The sequence below is a fragment of the Pseudoalteromonas sp. APC 3355 genome (assembly GCF_030407615.1).
Lineage (GTDB): Bacteria > Pseudomonadota > Gammaproteobacteria > Enterobacterales > Alteromonadaceae > Pseudoalteromonas > Pseudoalteromonas distincta.
On record NZ_JASDDB010000017.1, the window covers coordinates 72,658 to 90,349 of the forward strand.

A 17,692-nucleotide genomic window follows, 5' to 3' on the forward strand; every position below is an offset into this window, starting at 1 on the left:
TATAGAGCGTATATTAAATTCATTATTGGAAGCGCTTCCATATTTAATTTGATTAATCACTAAGTATGGTATTTAATAACTTTAAGGAAGCGCTTCCATATTTAGGTTAGTGGCTATTGTTAAACAGGTCAATAGTTAAATTTAAATAACAAATAGGCGCTCACAAAATCACACTGACACAACACAGGGCTATAAAAATGAAAAAAAGCTTAAACACTAACAGGTTACACATGCTTCCCATTTTAATAGGAGGATTGTGCGTTTTAAGTGGGTGTAATAAACAAGAGATTAACGCAAATAATAGCCAAAGCGCCGTAGTCAAAAAGACTGAGCATGAGCAAGGTGATTTATCACTTTGGCCAACCCTTAAAAGTAAGGTAGTTAAAACCCCTGAAATTGAAAATACAATTGCACAGTATTTAAAAACAATGACGCTTGAGCAAAAAGTAGCGCAGATGATCCAACCTGAAATTCGCGATATTAGTGTTGAAGATATGCGCAAATACGGTTTTGGTTCGTATTTAAATGGCGGTGGCTCGTTCCCGAATGCTAATAAGCATGCAACGCCTGCAGATTGGATAACACTTGCTGAGAGCATGTACCAAGCCTCGGTTGATGACTCAATTGATGGCAGTAAAATTCCGACCATGTGGGGCACCGATGCCGTACATGGCCATAATAATGTGATTGGGGCGACGTTATTTCCGCACAATATTGGTTTAGGTGCAGCAAATAATCCTGCATTAATTGAGCAAATTGCAGCAGCTACGGCAATAGAAGTAATGGCAACAGGCATAGATTGGGTGTTTGCACCAACTGTTGCGGTTGTGCGCGACGACCGATGGGGCAGAACGTACGAAGGCTACTCAGAAGACCCTGCAATTGTACGTGAGTATTCAGCCGCAATTGTAAACGGATTGCAAGGCAGAGCCGATGAAGACTTTTTAAGTGATAAACGCGTAATTAGTACCGTTAAGCACTTTTTAGGCGATGGCGGCACATTAGATGGTGACGATCAAGGCGATAACATTGATAGCGAAGAGGTGTTATATAACATTCATGCGCAAGGTTATATAGGTGGCTTAACCGCAGGTAGTCAGTCGGTTATGGCATCGTTTAATAGCTGGAATGGTAAAAAAAATCACGGCAACAAATACTTACTTACCGATGTATTAAAAACAAAAATGGGTTTTGATGGCTTTGTTGTAGGAGATTGGAACGGACACGGACAAGTTGCAGGCTGTACAAATGAAAGTTGCCCACAGGCTGTTAATGCGGGGCTTGATATTTTTATGGTGCCAACGGGTGCTTGGAAGCCACTTTATGAAAATACAATTAAACAAGTAAAAGCGGGCACAATAACAATGGCGCGAATAGATGACGCCGTAGCACGTATTTTACGCGTTAAATTACGTGCGGGTTTATTTGATAAACCGAGCCCCGCAAATCGAAAATATTCAGGTAAATTAAAACTAATAGGTGCGCCAGCACATCGCGATATTGCCCGCCAAGCGGTACAAGAGTCGCTAGTACTGCTTAAAAACAACAACCATTTATTACCGCTTAACCCATCAAGCAACATACTTATAGCGGGCGATGCGGCCGATAACATAGGCAAGCAATCGGGTGGTTGGAGTATTACGTGGCAGGGAACTAATAATCAAAATGCAGATTTTCCTGGGGCAACGTCTATTTATGCGGGGCTAAAAACGCAAATTGAGGCTGCTGGCGGTAACGCTATTTTAAGCCCAACGGGTGAATTTAATACCAAACCCGATGTAGCCATTGTTGTATTTGGTGAAGAACCATACGCAGAGGGGCATGGTGATAAAGACAACCTTGAGTTTGAACGTAACAATAAACGTTCTCTTAAAATATTAAAAGCATTAAAGCAGCAAGGTATTGCGGTGGTATCGGTGTTTATATCGGGCAGACCAATGTGGGTTAACAGCGAGCTAAACGCGTCAGATGCATTTGTAGCAGCATGGCTTCCTGGCACTGAAGGGCAGGGTATTGCTGATGTTTTATTAGCGGATAAAAATGGGAAGGTGCAGTATGACTTTAAAGGTAAATTGTCGTTCTCGTGGCCTAAATCGCCACTACAAACCGCAGTAAATAAGGGCGATGCTGATTACTCGCCATTATTACCCTATGGCTTTGGCTTAACGTATAAAGATGAAAGTACGCTTGGCAATAATCTAAATGAAGACTCAGGTGTTGATATTAGTAACCTTGCGCCGTTATCTATATTTAATGGCAGTTTTAAAACACCGTGGCGTTTGTTTTTAAATTCAAACAGCGAGCAGCACCAAGTAGCAAGTAACAGTGTAAAGCTCGGCGGCATTACTTATCGCACTGAAGACAAAGCGATTCAAGAAGATGCGATGCAATTTAATTTTGATGGCACTGCAGCCAGCTATATCGAAATTAATAGTAACTTTACCGAAGACAAAGTGGCCTACATTGAAGCAAATTCAGCCCTTAGATTTAGCTATAAAGTAAACCAAATACCTAGCTCACAGACATACCTTGCAATGAAATGCGAACAAGGCTGTGGTGGCGAGCTTGATATTACCCGTGATCTTGAAAATGCTGATTTAAATACATGGCAAACCATGAGTATAGATTTAACGTGCTTTACTAAAAAGGGCGTTGATTTTGCCAGAGTAACCAGCCCTTTTATTATTAAAACAGCAGGAGAGCTTAACGTTTCAGTTGCAGATATTAGTTTTGAACCACAAGGCGCTGAAACAGCAAAAATAAAGTGTGAGTAGTAGAGTGCTTATAAGTTAAGTTTATTGTGTGTTGTCTCAAAGCCCTAAGGGCGTGTTGATCTTTGTGGATTGAAATTTGTTCAATCTAGGGGCAATTTAATCGCGGCGCGAGGTTTGTAACCTAGTGGGCTAAGTAAAAACCGAGCAACAAAGAGTAAATTGCCCCTAGGCAGAACCCTACGGGCAGCGCATGTTTGGCATTTATGCTACGTTATCGCCTATTTATGGGGAATAACCACACTACATAGGCTCTGCCTTGCCTAAAAACCAAACATACTGCTGCAAATTCAACCACCAAAGAACAACACGCCCTAATAAGGGCTTTTTTTATGCTGGGCAATACTGCTTTAAAAACTCATGGTGGGGTGGTAATTGGCTGACGCGTTGCTCTATTTGTTGTTTAATACCGTGTAAAAAACGGGTGAGTTCTTCATCGCTCATCATGCTGGCTATTAAGTGATGTTGATTAGGCTCGATACCTTGGCCAAGCATAACTTGTACCCACGAATCGACTCTAAAAATGTCGCCATCATCTAAAAATACACGGCCGGTTTGTTTAAACAAATCAATTTTATGCTGAAGTGTTTTTGGCACTTCCATGGCGCTACAATGTTGCCAAAACTCACTGTCATCGCGATTAGTTACTTTGTAGTGCAGCACAATAAAGTCGCGAATATTTTCAATTTCGCTTTTAAGTTGTTTGTTGTATTCGTCAATGGCGTGATTGGTAATGCCATTAAACGGAAATAAACGCATAAAGCGGATAATACCCGACATAATTAAGTGAATGCTGGTGGACTCAAGTGGCTCTACAAAACCGCTAGCAAGGCCAAGCGCTAAGCAGTTTTTGTTCCAGCCTTTTAAGCGGCGCCCTGTTTTAAATTTAATAATACGTGGCTCTGTAAGCGGCTCGCCCTCAATGTTACTTAATAATAGCGCTTTGGCTTGTTCGTCATCCATATATTGGCTGCAATAAACTAATCCGTTGCCTACACGGTTTTGCAGCGGTATACGCCATTGCCAGCCGCTTTTGTGGGCAATAGATCGGGTAAGTGGCAATACGGTCTCGCTGGTTGATTTTGTTTGCACCGCAATGGCGCTATTACACGGTAGTAAATGCGACCAGTCTTCGTAGCCAGTATGCAATGCTTGCTCTATTAATAAGCCTCTAAAGCCGGTGCAATCAATAAAAAAGTCGCCGTTAATGTGCTCGCCATTATTTAAAATCAATGATTCTATATGGCCCGTTTTAGTGTTTTTTACTACTTTTTGTATTTTACCTTCAATGCGTTTTACACCTAATGGCTCTGAAAATTCACGTAAAAACTGCGCGTAACGCGTGGCATCCATATGGTAGGCATAGTTAATAGGGTTTTGCTGATTAAACGCAAACTTACCGGCTTTAGCCGCTTGCAGCTCGTAGCAGTAATCGCCAAATGGGTTGTTTATTCCTAAAGCTTTGCCTTGTAGCCAAAAGTGATGAAATTCACCCGCCCAACATTCTTTGCCCGTTGCGCCAAATGAGTGAATATAATGCGTGTTTTCATCGCCCCAGTTTTCAAAGCTAATACCTAATTTAAAACTGGCTTGAGTGGCTTTCATAAATGCTTGCTCGTTTATACCCAGCAATTTATGAAATGTACGAATAGGCGGAATTGTTGCCTCACCAACACCTACAGTGCCAATATCGTCAGATTCAACAAGGGTTATGTTTATATTGTTACCAATTAGTTTAGCAAGTGCCGCTGCGGCCATCCAACCTGCAGTGCCGCCTCCAGCAATTACTACGTTTTTAACAGCGTTTGTTTTAGTCATTATGTGGCTGCCCATTATTTAATAAAAGATGATTTAAAAGCGCGCGATTACTTGGCAGTCCATTTAAACACTGCGCTATTTTTTCGCGATTTTGCTGATAATAGTAATCCCCAGCACGTGGGTCGTTAAATGTATTTTGAGCAGATACTGTTTGTGTATTAAAGCCCATGCCATATAAAACGTATTGGTAACTGCTTGATGAAAACACTTCTTCGTTTTCAATAAAATCAAAGCGGCTAGGGGGCTGAAATTGCCAAAGTTTAAGTAAGTTTTGCAGGCGCTCGGGCGCGGTATTTAAATTACTAATATCTTGCCAATAAGGAGTGTCGTCGCGCTCGCTTAGCACATAATGAAGTTTTAAAAACTCAATAACGCGCTGCCAACGAGTACTAAAACGGTCATTAAAACGCGTTTTAAGCTGGCTCATGTGGGTGCGGTTTTGCGGTAGTTGCTCGCTTATCATGCTAATTGAAAGCTCAACCATAGCAAGAGCTGACGCTTCAAGCGGCTCTAAAAAGCCAGCTGACATACCCACGGCAACACAGTTTTTAATCCAAAATTTTTGCCTGTAACCAGGGCTGAATTTTAATACACGGTAGGTAAGTTGCTCAGCTTGTTGCTCGCTAGTACTTTTGGCTATGTAGCTTTTTAGTGTATTTGTTGCGCTTTCATCACTTTGATATTTACTACTAAATACATAACCTGTACCACGGCGCGTTGGTAGGGCTATATCCCAAATCCAGCCGTAGCTCTGCGCTGTAGATAGCGTAGCAGAGGCAATTGGCTGATCGATGTGTGCATTAGGTATTTGCGCCGCAACAGCGCTGTTATTAAATAAAATATGATCTTGCGCTATAAACTCACTATTAAAATGCTCACCAATTAAACGAGCACGAGAGCCTGAGCAATCTATAAATAAATCACCTGTTATATCGCCATTATTATTTGTTTTTAATGAAGCAATATAGCCATGTTCGTCGTTAATAACCTCGGTTACATCGTCAATAATATGTGTAACGTTTAGATTTTTAACACAGTGATTTTTTAAAAACTCAGCAAATTTACCCGCATCTAAATGATAGCCATAGTTGGTGACCGCTGCATATTCGGGTGTTTGTAATTGCTTTGGTGCAAGTGCTGCTTGGCATACAAAGCTTTGCATATTAACAACGTCGGCAAATTTTTGATCAGGTGCAATACGTTGCCAGCTGGCGTGTAAATTAGTGTGCTCGTAGCCGTGTGGATTCATAAAAGGGTGGTAATAGTTTTCTCCCTCGCTGAGGTTGCGCCAATTTATAAATTTAGAACCTTGTTTAAATGACGCGTCGCACTGGGTTATAAAATCAATTTCTTTAATGCCAATGCGCTGTAGGGTGTTGCGCATTGACGGCCATGTGCCTTCGCCCACACCCAATATAGGCACGTTTGCCGACTCCACTAACGTTACATTAAGGTGCGGGTGTTCGGCGGCTAATAAGCCTGCGCTTAGCCAGCCGGCAGTACCACCACCTAAAACGACTATTTTTGTTATTGGTTTGGTCATGAGTTAACACCCTAAAGTTGATAACAATTAAACTAGCATTAATACTGTTTTAAATACAAAAAAGCCGCTAGTAAAAACTAACGGCTTTACTTTGTATTACCTTTAGAAGTTGTAACGCATACCAATATTGTAACGTGCACCTAGCTGTTGTAGGTTCCACAATTGTGCTGACGTACGGCCATGTTCGCGGCTGTTTTGTTCAGTAATGTTAAGGCCTTCAACAAAAAACGATAGTTGTTCGCTGTAGTTGTACGCAACATTAAAGTCGATTTGATAATATTCTTCAGTAAAGCCTGGCTCGTTTACGTATCGAGCTGCGCTATTTAAAAACTTATCACGCCAGTTGTAAGCAATACGTGCTTGAAAATCATCGTTTTCGTACATTGCAATAAAGTTAGCTGTATCGCTTAAACCCACTAGTGCAAATTGTGTTGTAGTAGGGTCAGCGTTTACATCAAAGTCTATGTCGCCATTAACTGTGGTGTAGTTTGCTTGCACACCAAAACCGCTTTCACCAAAAAAGTGCTGAAAGGCAATTTCAAAACCATCAATGGTGGCATTTTTATTATTGGTAGGTACTTGCGCTGTAAATTCTAGTAATGGGTCATCGCTGTTAGCAATTACATCGTAAGCGGCTTCAAACTCTTCGTAGGTCATAGAGTCAAAATCAACGCCATTTTCTGTTGCGGCAACCATTTGAAATAAGTTTGAATCGGTTAGAGCAAGTCCGCGAGATTCTAGCTCAGCAATGGCAGCTTGTGCGCGAGGACCCGCTGTTGCATCGCGTAATCCGTAGTAGTTTTGCGTCATTGGTGTTAAACCAATAAAGTTTTCAATGTCTTTAGTGTAATAACCTACCGACACATAACTTGTTTCTGCAAAGTACCACTCAGCCGATACATCAATATTATCAGATTCTAGCGGCACTAAACCAGGATTACCCGTTGACGCTGTAGCCGGTGAAGAACCCGCTAAAAGAGTAGGGGCACCTGGTACACCAACAGTCGCTGCTGAACTTAAGTTATCGTAAGTTGGGCGAGCAATTGTTGTGCTGTAAGAAAAGCGCGCTTTTACGTTTTCGATTACTTCTATATCAAAGTCAAAGCTTGGTAAAAAGTGATCGTAGCTAGATTTAAGCGTGAAATCTTCTTTAGCCGAGCCAAAACGAACATTAAAGTCGTTATTACCTTCCCATGCTACTGCGTTAGGTAAGTCGATATTAGCCGTTGAGGTAATGTCGGTAGACTCTTGGCGCGCGCCAATAACAATGTTGTATGGCATATCGCCAATGTAACCGTTGTAAGTAAATTGCACAAACGCTGCGGTTATGTCTTCTTCAATGGTGCGGTTTGTTGCAAATGCGCCATCGGCTGCAAAGTTAAAGCCGTATTCTTCACCTGCCCAGTAACCAATTTGCGATGCGCTCCCGGTGTAACCTTGGTTGAACGAGCCTGATGTATCGTAGTCGTCAAACTCAGCTAAAAAGTTTGTTGGGTTTAAGTAGCCATCAGGTAGTTCGCCTGGGTTTTCTATACCCCAGTTACCCATTGTATTACGTGTAAGTGATTGCAGTGAATGGCTTTCCATAGAGCGAGACTCTATACCAAAGTCAATTGCGCTGTTTTCAATTTCGTATTTACCATGGATTCTAAATTCTGTTATTTCAGACTCTTGGCGAGCAAAGTTAGAATCTAAAATAGACGTACCCACATCAGAGGCATCTAATGTGTTATTACAATTTAGGTTGTCTCGGCGGCAATCATCAAAATCGATACTCATTGATGGAAGTTCGCGGCTAAAATCAACTTCTTGTGCGTTAACTACGTTTGCGCCTAAGCCTGCGTTTACCCAGCTGCCGTAAGGTGCATCTGGTTTGCTAGTGGCTTTTGAATTGTGCGCATCAAACATAAAGCTCAATTCTGAATTAAAATAGTATTCAACGTTTAAACCAATAGAATCGTTTTGATTAACTTGGTTTAACTCTTGAAACGCTAAACCTAAATCGCGCGTTTGCTGATCGCGACGTTCTTCTCGGTAATAAATAGGGGTTTTTACCGTGTTGTCGTCAAATGTTAGCGCGCTTTTGTAGTTATCCATCCATATTGATTGCTCAGCACGGGCTTCGAATAAATCTTGTTTAGAATACGTGTAATCAAGCGTGGCTGTTAAATCATCAATTGGGCTGTATTGCAGCGTTAATTGCGCGTTTGTACGAGTACGTTCTCTGTCGGCAATGGTGTAGCGCAAATCTGATGGCATTGAATAAAGCTGGCCAACGGCGGGTGCATTAGTTAAAACAATATCGTCTGCAGCTTGTGGGATTGTGCCGTCAAAAGCAGATGTATTCCATTGATTTACAAACGCACCTGTTGATGAGCTATCGCGCTGTTGCATGCTTGCAGTTAACGAGGCACCAAATTTAGCTTCACTGTCGGTCCAGCTAATTAAACCCGAAAGCTCAGGTGTTATGTCATCACCAACGCGGTTTGTTGAGTCGTGTAATGCTTTTACGCCAATGCTTGAAACAAAGCCTGGGTTGTCGAGTGGGCGAGCGGTATTAATATTAATTGTTGCGCCAATACCACCTGATGCAATGCTTGCTTTACCAGTTTTATATACTTCAACCGATTTAACGCTATCAGACGCTAAGTTTGCAAAGTCAAAAGCACGAGAGCTGGGTGTACCACCGCCTGCAGGCAAAGATGCCGCCGGCATTGTACGCCCGTTTAGGGTTACCATATTGTAGTCGGGGCCAAAACCACGAACCGTTACTTTAGAGCCTTCACCATTTGAGCGATCAATCGACACACCCGTAATACGCTGTAGCGACTCGGCTAAGTTGGTATCTGGGAATTTACCAATATCTTCAGCTGATATAGCATCTACAACACCGGCGGCGTCGCGTTTTAAACGAGTCGACTCTTTAATACTGCTTTTAAAACCAGTAACTTGGATTACTTCAACATCTGTATTTGCTTCTTGTGCATATACAGGCAAAGAGATTGATGCGCCTAAAATCAGAGATAGGCTGGTCGCTATCTTTGTTTTTCTTACAATATGGTTGGACATTCGGTTTCCCTCGCGCTTTTATCATTATTATTAACAGCTTGTATGGGGCTGTTATTGTGTAGTTATAAACATTGTCAAATGTGTGGAAGCGCTTCCAGAAAGATCTGATTAACTAGAATTTGTGGAAGCGCTTCCAGAAATGCTAGTTTATATTTTGAATAGGGTCAACTGTTGTTTTAATAAAATGAGACTAAATTGTTTTTAAAATGTATGTTTTTTGGATTTAATTTTATTTAAATTATAAATTACAATTGGTTATAAAAAACCGTTTGAAATAGTGCGGTAACAACATTTTATTATAAGAAAACCAATTATTGATTAATTTAGTTATTTACACACTTTTATAAGGTGTTTAAATCAGCTTTTAATACTAGCTAAAATTAATAAATCGGCCGTTGGTCACTCAACAAAAAATAGGTACATTTGCTAACTTAGCGAAAATGCCGATGTAGTGATTATGTACAACGCAATTGATGAAAACGCATCAAGCGGCGGTTCTATCTCAGTTTATGAATCGGTCATTAAAAACCAGTAGTTGTTTAAAAAATCGTTAATTAAATCACTAAAAAGTAACGTAGTTTTTGCAGAAGATGGTTTAAAAATAAACTTATAAAGTATTGCGCATAAGGTGTTGCGAGTCGCTAGTTTTATCGCTATTTTAAAGGCTCTCTCATAGATGGATTTTATTATGCGCATTAAATTTTTAGCGAGCTTTTATTCTTTCTTCTTGTTTGCTCTGTTTGGTTGTGACGATCAAAGTATGGCAATTCAAGGTAGTCCTCAGCTAAATAATAATGTAAGTAACTCACCCTCTAATCTCAAAGTAAACACGCCTTCAGCAGCTCAAACACACGAACCCGCTTTAGTGGTCGGTATGCTAGCAACACATTGTAAAAGTAATGAAGCAGCCTACATTAACGCAAAAATGCATAAAGTTGTGCGTAACCCAGATGAAAATACAGCCTACAAGTTAGAGCCTACCGATAAAGTGCTTTCTATTTGCGTTGCAAAAGATGACTCATCGCTTAGTTATCGATTTGGTAGAGTTAATGACATAGGGCTTGAAAAAGAAGCAACACCAGATGCACCATTTGGTAGTTACTACAGGCAAGTAGGGCGTATTGGCGAGAGTATTTTATTTTTTAGTAACGGCGAATATCATTATTATATTATTAACTCAGGCGGTATGGGCAGTGGTGTAACCGTTAATGTTTATAAAAATGACACGCTTATAACTGAGTTGTTTTCGGGTAATGATCCTTACGATGATTTTGTTATAGCAACCGATTTAAATTTCCCTAAAAAATTGGTTAGCGAAAAACAGCCATTTAATAAGCAAATGCAGTAAATAATGACTCCACAGCAGCAAAACGTTATAGAGCAAGGGCATTGGTTTAAAAACCGTAGCGCTTATTTAAAAAGCTTTTTATTAACGCAGGGCAAAACGCTCTCGCTAAAAGCTCAGCAATCATTATTTTTGCGAGGTGATAAGCACGATGGAATTTATGCAGTGCTTAGCGGCGTGGTGCGTATTAGTGGCGTAAGTAACGAAGGCAAAGAAGCCGTATTGAGCTTTATTGATTCATCACTGTGGTTTGGCGAAGTTACCTTGTTTGATGGTGGCCTGCGCACTCATGATGTATATGCACAAACTGATGTTGTGCTTTTTTACGTGCCTCAACGCGAGCTTGAACAGCTATTAAACAAGCAGCCACAATATTGGCAAGAGTTTGGTTTATTGTTGGCACAAAAGTTACGCCTAATGTTTACCTCAATGGAAGATCACGCATTACTTAGTGCTGAGCAAAAAGTATGCAATCGACTTTTAATGCTCAGCGAGCATACAGAGCATTTAACACCGCTTGTTTTATCTCAGCAGCAACTTGCTGATATGACCTACCTAACGCGCCAAACTATCAATCAAATACTGCAACAGCTTGTTAGCTTACAAGCTATTAGTTTAGGGTATCAACGCATAACTGTTTTAGATAAACAAAAGTTACAGGCGCGTGCAACACAAGCTTAAATAGAGACCGCTTTATTTAGTTGGAACCAAAATTGCTACAGATAATGTAACGCAACAATGGATTTGAGCTAATGACTACAATAACCTTTAAAAATCAATATAGTAATTATAACTCTCCTACAGTAAATAAAGCGGCAGGTCCAAGCGATGTTGCGGCAACTAATACCCTCCCTAATGAAAAAACAAGTGATGCTAAAGGCATTAGTTCAGCCCCTAAAGAACCAACGTTTTTAGAAAGTGCCCAAGAAGCACTGGTTTATCAGCGCTTAGGCGTAAACAAAAACAAGATAGACGAGCTAAAAGCGACAATAGAAGAGCTCACTAAAGAGCTACAAGGTCAGGGCGCAGACCCTAGCACAATTGCTGATAAAATAGAGGAACTTCAAAAAATGCTTGAGCAAGAGTATCAAAAAGGGCGCGAGCGAACGGATATGCAAGGTGAGCATGAGCCGGGTAAAATAATTTCTGCATTTGTTTAATTTACAAAGTGTCGGATACCTGACATTGTTGCTGTACTTACTTTTGTTAAAGTAAGTTTTATAGATAAAAATAAAGGCAAAACAATGAAAACACTTCAACAGCAACTTGGTAAATATGGTTTGTATCATCGTTCTAAGCGTAATGTACTAACGCACTTTATTGGTATTCCGCTCATTGTATTTGCGGCGTTGTGTTTACTAGCGCGCATTCAAATACCCCTTGGTAGTGTAGTAATTGATGGTGCACAACTTTTTGTATTAGCGTCGGTTGTTTATTATTTTATGCTGAGCTTTTCGCTTGGCTTTATTATGGCCGTGATATTCACTTTACTCCTTGTTGGTGCTCAGCCTATTGCGGCAATGGCGTTTTGGCCGTGGTTGAGTATTGGCGTAGGTGTGTTTGTATTTGGCTGGGTATTACAGTTTATTGGGCACTATTACGAAGGTAAAAAACCAGCGTTTGTAGATGACCTAATTGGTTTAATTATTGGCCCTTTGTACGTAACTGTTGAACTACTATTTTTAATGGGTTTTTACAAAACATTAGAAGATGAAGTAAACGCAATAGCAGGTCCTACAAAGGCGTAAAATACTTTACTAAGTACCTTTATAAAACCTAATAAATAACAATAAAAGGGCAAATAACGCATGCAATATAATAATAAAACCGTGTGGATCACCGGCGCATCATCAGGTATTGGTAAAGAGTTTGCTATACAATTTGCCGAGCTTGGCGCGCGCGTTATTTTATCGGCGCGCAATGTAGATAAACTAAACGATTTAAAAGCAACGCTTAAAGGCGAAGGGCACTTAGTTGTGCCACTGGACTTAGCACAGCCAGAGCATGTACTGAGTACAATAACAGCAAAAATGAGCGAGCTTCCTGCAATAGATATTTTAATTAATAACGGCGGCGTATCGCAGCGTAGCTTATTTTTAGAAAACGACTTTAACGTGTATCGCCAATTAATGGAGGTTAATTACTTTGGCTTAATTGCACTTACTAAAGCTGTATTACCTACTATGGTGGCAAAGCGCAGTGGCTCAATTGTGTCTATTAGTAGTGTGGCGGGTAAAGTTGGTTCAAAATTTAGAACAGGTTATTCGGGTTCTAAATATGCGGTTGTTGGTTTTATGGATTGCCTACGTGCAGAAGTAGCACAACATAATATTCATTGTTTAACAATTTGCCCAGGCTCTATTAAAACAGCAATTGCGCATAACTCACTAAACGAGCAAGGCATAGCGCAAAATAAACCAGAAGAGTCGATAGAAAATGGGATGGATGTAAGCGTAGCGGCTTCAAAAATGATTCGTGCCATTAGTAATAAAAAAGACGAAGTGATTATTGGCAAAGGTTTAAGTGGTTGGGCGCCTACAATTAAGCGCTTTTTCCCTACTTTGTTTAATCGCATTACCGCAAAAACAAACTATAGGTAGCGTCGTTTATTTCAAAGGCGTAAAATGCCGTAAATTTGATCAATTTAGAAAAGGATTCTAAATGAAGTATTTATGGCTGAGCCTGTTTTTTATTGTATTAATTTGGTCTGGTATTAACCCAAAAGATCAATTTACATGGCTGCTTGAAGTTATCCCCGCAATTATTGGTTTAGTGCTGCTAGCAAGTACCTATAGCCACTTTAAACTTACCCCTATTTTATATACATTTATTTTAGCGCATTGCATTGTGCTGATGATTGGCGGGCATTACACCTACGCCGAAGTCCCTTTTTTCGATAACCTATTTGGTAGCGAGCGTAATAACTACGACAAAGTAGGGCACTTTTTTCAAGGGTTTGTACCTGCACTACTAGCACGCGAAATTTTACTGCGCAAAAAAGTAGTAAATGGTCGAGGCTGGTTAATCACCTTTGTTATTTCGGTATGTTTAGCATTTAGCGCCTTTTACGAATTAATAGAGTGGTGGGTTGCAGTGTTAAGCGGCGAAAACGCAGAAGCATTTTTAGGCACGCAAGGTTACGTGTGGGATACCCAATCAGATATGGGACTGGCGTTATTTGGGGCTATTTGCTCGCTATTAGTACTTTCAAGAGTACACGACAAACAGCTAAAAAACGTTAAAGATTATTTATAGAAAAAATTATAGAAACGCTTATAAAAACATTGATAAAAAAGACTACTAACGTATGACAGCAAACATTAGTAACTACTCAATAAGCACAGACAAAAGCAAACTTAACTTTAACGTTATTTATAACTTTATTGCTAATAGCTATTGGGCCAAAGGCATTCCTAAAAGCGTGATGCAATCGGCTATTGATGACTCAATGTGCTTTGGTGTTTACAGCGCTCATAACGAACAAGTTGGCTTTGCTAGGGTAGTGACCGATAAAGCAACCTTTGCCTATTTAGCCGATGTATTTATTACCCCGCACTTGCAAGGTAATGGGCTGAGTAAGTTACTTATTAAAACGATAGTAGAGCACCCTGAGCTACAAGGGCTCAGGCGCTTTTTATTAGCAACTTCTGATGCGCATGGCCTTTATGCGCAATACGGGTTTAAACCAATAGATAACCCTGCACTACTAATGCAAATTAATCCTGAGGATATGTATAATCAAAACAATCGTAAGAGCTAATAAACGAGGGCGAAGAACAAATTCCGTCTAGTGTTCTTGTTAGGTATTACTTACGCCAAACCTCATTTTTACTAACTTAACGGTCTCATATAGCAGAACAAGTGACATTGTATAAACTGGCAAGATAGCAACTTGCATTAAACTAGATCCACAATCTCCATTACCATAACGCAACATTTCTAATCCAGAAGGAATACATGCAATCACCAGTATTGTTATGGGAAGATATAACCGCTTAACTTTTTGCAAATACCTAGTTAACGTTGCAAGAATACCAATGATTAGAGAAATAGAAAGTAAGTTAATTGAGTCATTCCAATTTTGCTCATAACCAACACCATTAAAACACGCATACGATTGTGATGAAAAAATTAAAACTAGTAGCGTGATTCCAAACTTCATGTAATACCTAATGAAACTGTAGAATAACTCCAACAGCCAAATTGAATAAAAAACGAGTTCCTGTAATTAACTCTAAGCGTTTTAAAGCATTAGGTAATGCACTTGGAACCCATAAAAGAGGCTGCTTTTCTTAAAAAAGAGTAATTCTACAGCCTCAACGCCGCAAATAAACGGCAAAAAATAGTTAGCTAAAATTTGTGAGGAACGAACAAAGCCAACTGTTTTTTGTCCGCACTTTTAATTTGTTTTGTTAGAAAGCCTGCATCCCATACTCAAGGCTTTTATTTCTGAGTTGAAAAGATACAACACGACTGTGTTCGTCGTAACTTACGATTTGATTCATAGTCTTACTTTTAAAATAGTCACCAATCTCACTAGCTGAAATATCTCTAGAAAATAAGACAGTGTGACTAACTAAGCTTTCCTTACATGCTGGTATATAAGAGTTACTCCTGCACCTATCATCTAAAGTTGGCATTAAGACAGAAACCGAGTAAAAATTATTAGCTTGTTTGTCAGCATCTAAATAGACTCTTGTGCTTACAGTAGCAACCATACAACCAGAACCAATATAGTATTTATGAGAACGGCCGGAAATAGAACTATGTCCAATCCTAAGGCTTTCTCCACTATCTGTCGAAATTGGAAAAGACTGGTAATACTCGTGAGCACATTGTTTCCGTTTAGAGTTAGATATTTCTGATGAAGGTAAATACCCCCAATCCCAAACAATGTCAGGCTCTTTCTTTCCACAACCAAATAAAAACAACAAAGTTAAAAGGTAACTCAAATTCTTCATAGGCTTTCTAACAGCTTTATCGAGGACACTTCCCTCTTTTTATGAGCAAAGTATGTCCTCTTAATTATTTTTAATATTAATAACAAATCCTGTAACACATTGCGAGTATTAAACTTTGAGTCGGGCTGTTCTTTTAATAATATGCAGAAAAGAGGAAAACGTCCTCATTTTTTGACTTAGGAGGAAAAACGCCAGCGCTGTATGTAAATGCAGCAATTGAATATTTAAAATGAAAAACAAACCCGATTTTAAATCCGCGTCATTTAATATTCACTAAAAAACGGTGGCGATAATGCAAGTAACCGCCTTAAGTACACTTGTTTGTGTAGGCGTATTATAAAAGGTGGTTTAGGGTTGGTGGAAGCTGTAAAGCGAGGTCATGAATTATTTACTAAACGTGTCTACCTACTTTTAAAACAGGGCAGACACGTTTAAGTATACTGATACCAATCGACTTAAATATTTAGCCTTTCTAGCGTGCTAAATAAAGCGTTAACGGCGTTATAAATTTCTCATGTAGAACAACTGCATGACGAAATTTATGTCTTGTTATCACTTTATTTATCCGTCGCTATAAATGTCTAATAACTTAACACGATTGGTATTATTTGGCTTTTTTAGCCTCTAGAGTTTCTATTTCACTCCAGATTTTTTCGGCTTCTGCACTTAACATGGCGAAGCTTTTAATGTCGCCTTTTCTTTGTGCCTGCATGCCTTGCTCTAGTTTTACGTCGTATTCTTTACGCAGTTTTTTTACGGGATCAGGCTTTAAAAATGAAAACATTAGTATTCTCTTAATTTATTAAATTATATGTAATTAGTGTACGCATTAATGGGCTTAATAGTTCTTTGTTTGGTGAAAATGTTTACTTTGCGTACTGTGTGCTAGTTCTAGTGTTTACGTTTCTGGCTCTAGGCGTTTAATACCTTGACCATCAATACCTAAATAAATAAAACCATCGCTGCCTTGGGCTAGGCTGCGTACTCTGCCAATTCCATCGAGTATTTTATATTGCTTAACAACCTTACCTTTTGATAGTTCCAGTGCACTAATAAATGCAAATTTCATTGATGCTAGTAATAGCTTACCTTTAAGTTTTGGGTATTTATCACTCGTTACATACAACATATCGGATGGCGCAATTGAAGGAGTCCAATGTAATACGGGCGATTGCATGCCGTCTTTTTCTTTAAGGTCGGTAAACTTGGTACCGCTGTAGTTAACGCCATAGCTTACTAAAGGCCATCCGTAGTTAGCGCCTTTTTTTATTATATTAAGCTCATCGCCGCCGCGTGGCCCGTGTTCGTGGGACCATAAAATATTATTTTGATTATCAAACCACATGCCCTGTGGATTACGGTGCCCATAAGACCATGCTGCATGTTTTGCATCTTTTTGTTTAACAAACGGATTGTCGCTTGGGATACGGCCATCATCGTGTAAGCGATAAATTTTACCGCCATCGCGAGTGAGATCTTGCGGGTTTATGTCGCGCGAGCCGCGATCGCCAATTGAAAAATAAACATAACCTTTATCATCAAACACAATGCGGCTGCCGTAGTGCTGGCCTTTGGTACTATTATGCTCGCCTTTGTATAGCAATTGCTGATTAGACAGCTGCGTATGATCGCTATTTAGCTTGGCGCGCATTAAGGCGGTGTTACTTCCGCTTCCTTTGCCCTTACTACTTGAGTAACTAAAGTACAGCCATTGGTTTTGCTTACTATCGGTGTGTAGTGATAAATCAAGCAATCCACCTTGGCCATTAGCATCAATGTCGGGAAGCCCTGAAACCTTAGTTAATTTAGTGGTATTTTTAGGTAATAAAAATAACGTTCCACTGCGCTCAGATATTAGTAAATCACCATTAGCTAAAGGCTCAATAGCCCAAGGTATAACCACACCTTCTGCCGCTGTTATTGCGTTAACGCTAAGCGATAAAGTATCTAGCTGCTTATAGTTTTTTACGTAATCGCTTTTTGCATGCGCGGGTGCGTTAGTAGCAAATATAGCAACGGCTAAGCCTGCACTTATTAGTTTAGGGTGAGTGTTATGTGACCTTAAATTTATCATTATGGCTTCCAAAATTAATCCAATCTTACATAACCTTATCATGGCATAAATAAATTTGTTAAGTGTTGAGTTGAATGAAAAATGCACACTTATATGTTTTAAAATTACCTC

General features: G+C 39.7%; 15 protein-coding genes. 8 read left to right on the forward strand and 7 right to left on the reverse strand.

The genetic code is table 11. The features are described 5' to 3' along the window. Nucleotides 1-197 precede the first annotated feature (197 nt). Complete coding sequence (locus QMA08_RS18095; protein ID WP_290175162.1) at nt 198-2,774, forward strand: glycoside hydrolase family 3 N-terminal domain-containing protein; 2,577 nt, start codon at nt 198-200, stop codon at nt 2,772-2,774. 327 nt (nt 2,775-3,101) lie between these two features. On the opposite strand, the gene QMA08_RS18100 is transcribed toward QMA08_RS18095, so the two are convergent. The 3 genes from QMA08_RS18100 to QMA08_RS18110 form a co-directional block, all read right to left on the reverse strand. Beyond that, nucleotides 3,102-4,589, reverse strand: coding sequence for a tryptophan halogenase family protein (locus QMA08_RS18100; RefSeq protein ID WP_290175163.1), 1,488 nt, complete (start codon nt 4,587-4,589; stop codon nt 3,102-3,104). Then, nucleotides 4,582-6,132, reverse strand: a complete 1,551-nt coding sequence (locus tag QMA08_RS18105; protein ID WP_290175164.1) for a tryptophan halogenase family protein — start codon at nt 6,130-6,132, stop codon at nt 4,582-4,584. Before QMA08_RS18105 ends, QMA08_RS18100 begins: the two co-directional genes overlap by 8 nt. 102 nt (nt 6,133-6,234) lie before the next feature. Further along, a complete protein-coding gene (locus QMA08_RS18110; RefSeq protein ID WP_290175165.1) occupies nt 6,235-9,201 on the reverse strand; it encodes a TonB-dependent receptor in 2,967 nt (988 codons plus the stop codon). A gap of 688 nt (nt 9,202-9,889) precedes the next feature. On the opposite strand from QMA08_RS18110, the gene QMA08_RS18115 reads away from it, so the two are divergent. From QMA08_RS18115 to QMA08_RS18145, 7 genes are all read left to right on the forward strand, one after another. Further along, a complete protein-coding gene (locus QMA08_RS18115) occupies nt 9,890-10,549 on the forward strand; it encodes a hypothetical protein (RefSeq protein WP_238719431.1) in 660 nt (219 codons plus the stop codon). Nucleotides 10,550-10,552: 3 nt separating this feature from the next. Then, nucleotides 10,553-11,227, forward strand: coding sequence for a Crp/Fnr family transcriptional regulator (locus QMA08_RS18120; RefSeq protein ID WP_002961843.1), 675 nt, complete (start codon nt 10,553-10,555; stop codon nt 11,225-11,227). A 71-nt stretch (nt 11,228-11,298) separates the two neighbouring features. Further along, a complete protein-coding gene (locus QMA08_RS18125; RefSeq protein WP_290175166.1) occupies nt 11,299-11,706 on the forward strand; it encodes a hypothetical protein in 408 nt (135 codons plus the stop codon). Nucleotides 11,707-11,790: 84 nt separating this feature from the next. Next, the gene (locus QMA08_RS18130; protein ID WP_010553511.1) at nt 11,791-12,294 is read left to right on the forward strand and encodes an Mpo1-like protein; all 504 of its coding nucleotides are present in this window, start codon (nt 11,791-11,793) and stop codon (nt 12,292-12,294) included. A gap of 60 nt (nt 12,295-12,354) precedes the next feature. Then, nucleotides 12,355-13,146, forward strand: coding sequence for an SDR family oxidoreductase (locus QMA08_RS18135; protein WP_290175167.1), 792 nt, complete (start codon nt 12,355-12,357; stop codon nt 13,144-13,146). Nucleotides 13,147-13,207: 61 nt separating this feature from the next. Then, the gene (locus QMA08_RS18140) at nt 13,208-13,801 is read left to right on the forward strand and encodes a DUF2238 domain-containing protein (RefSeq protein WP_007375475.1); all 594 of its coding nucleotides are present in this window, start codon (nt 13,208-13,210) and stop codon (nt 13,799-13,801) included. Between the two features lie 52 nt (nt 13,802-13,853). Then, nucleotides 13,854-14,306 carry a GNAT family N-acetyltransferase gene (locus tag QMA08_RS18145; RefSeq protein ID WP_290175168.1) on the forward strand — a complete coding sequence of 151 codons (453 nt, stop codon included), beginning with the start codon at nt 13,854-13,856 and terminating at the stop codon, nt 14,304-14,306. Between the two features lie 39 nt (nt 14,307-14,345). Here QMA08_RS18145 and QMA08_RS18150 read toward each other — a convergent pair whose 3' ends face one another. The 4 genes from QMA08_RS18150 to QMA08_RS18165 form a co-directional block, all read right to left on the reverse strand. Further along, nucleotides 14,346-14,708, reverse strand: coding sequence for a hypothetical protein (locus QMA08_RS18150; protein ID WP_024590892.1), 363 nt, complete (start codon nt 14,706-14,708; stop codon nt 14,346-14,348). 250 nt (nt 14,709-14,958) lie between these two features. Beyond that, nucleotides 14,959-15,507: a hypothetical protein gene (locus QMA08_RS18155; protein ID WP_290175169.1), complete on the reverse strand. Its 549-nt coding sequence runs from the start codon at nt 15,505-15,507 to the stop codon at nt 14,959-14,961. Between the two features lie 604 nt (nt 15,508-16,111). Further along, complete coding sequence (locus QMA08_RS18160) at nt 16,112-16,291, reverse strand: DUF6435 family protein (protein WP_007375469.1); 180 nt, start codon at nt 16,289-16,291, stop codon at nt 16,112-16,114. A gap of 114 nt (nt 16,292-16,405) precedes the next feature. Continuing rightward, nucleotides 16,406-17,581: a PQQ-dependent sugar dehydrogenase gene (locus QMA08_RS18165; protein WP_290175170.1), complete on the reverse strand. Its 1,176-nt coding sequence runs from the start codon at nt 17,579-17,581 to the stop codon at nt 16,406-16,408. Nucleotides 17,582-17,692 lie beyond the last annotated feature (111 nt).

Coding starts and splice junctions, on each gene's coding strand:
- QMA08_RS18095 (WP_290175162.1), top strand. CDS start 198: ATGAAAAAAAGCTTAAACACTAACAGGTTACACATGCTTCCCATTTTA.
- QMA08_RS18100 (WP_290175163.1), bottom strand. CDS start 4,589: ATGACTAAAACAAACGCTGTTAAAAACGTAGTAATTGCTGGAGGCGGC.
- QMA08_RS18105 (WP_290175164.1), bottom strand. CDS start 6,132: ATGACCAAACCAATAACAAAAATAGTCGTTTTAGGTGGTGGTACTGCC.
- QMA08_RS18110 (WP_290175165.1), bottom strand. CDS start 9,201: ATGTCCAACCATATTGTAAGAAAAACAAAGATAGCGACCAGCCTATCT.
- QMA08_RS18115 (WP_238719431.1), top strand. CDS start 9,890: ATGCGCATTAAATTTTTAGCGAGCTTTTATTCTTTCTTCTTGTTTGCT.
- QMA08_RS18120 (WP_002961843.1), top strand. CDS start 10,553: ATGACTCCACAGCAGCAAAACGTTATAGAGCAAGGGCATTGGTTTAAA.
- QMA08_RS18125 (WP_290175166.1), top strand. CDS start 11,299: ATGACTACAATAACCTTTAAAAATCAATATAGTAATTATAACTCTCCT.
- QMA08_RS18130 (WP_010553511.1), top strand. CDS start 11,791: ATGAAAACACTTCAACAGCAACTTGGTAAATATGGTTTGTATCATCGT.
- QMA08_RS18135 (WP_290175167.1), top strand. CDS start 12,355: ATGCAATATAATAATAAAACCGTGTGGATCACCGGCGCATCATCAGGT.
- QMA08_RS18140 (WP_007375475.1), top strand. CDS start 13,208: ATGAAGTATTTATGGCTGAGCCTGTTTTTTATTGTATTAATTTGGTCT.
- QMA08_RS18145 (WP_290175168.1), top strand. CDS start 13,854: ATGACAGCAAACATTAGTAACTACTCAATAAGCACAGACAAAAGCAAA.
- QMA08_RS18150 (WP_024590892.1), bottom strand. CDS start 14,708: ATGAAGTTTGGAATCACGCTACTAGTTTTAATTTTTTCATCACAATCG.
- QMA08_RS18155 (WP_290175169.1), bottom strand. CDS start 15,507: ATGAAGAATTTGAGTTACCTTTTAACTTTGTTGTTTTTATTTGGTTGT.
- QMA08_RS18160 (WP_007375469.1), bottom strand. CDS start 16,291: ATGTTTTCATTTTTAAAGCCTGATCCCGTAAAAAAACTGCGTAAAGAA.
- QMA08_RS18165 (WP_290175170.1), bottom strand. CDS start 17,581: ATGATAAATTTAAGGTCACATAACACTCACCCTAAACTAATAAGTGCA.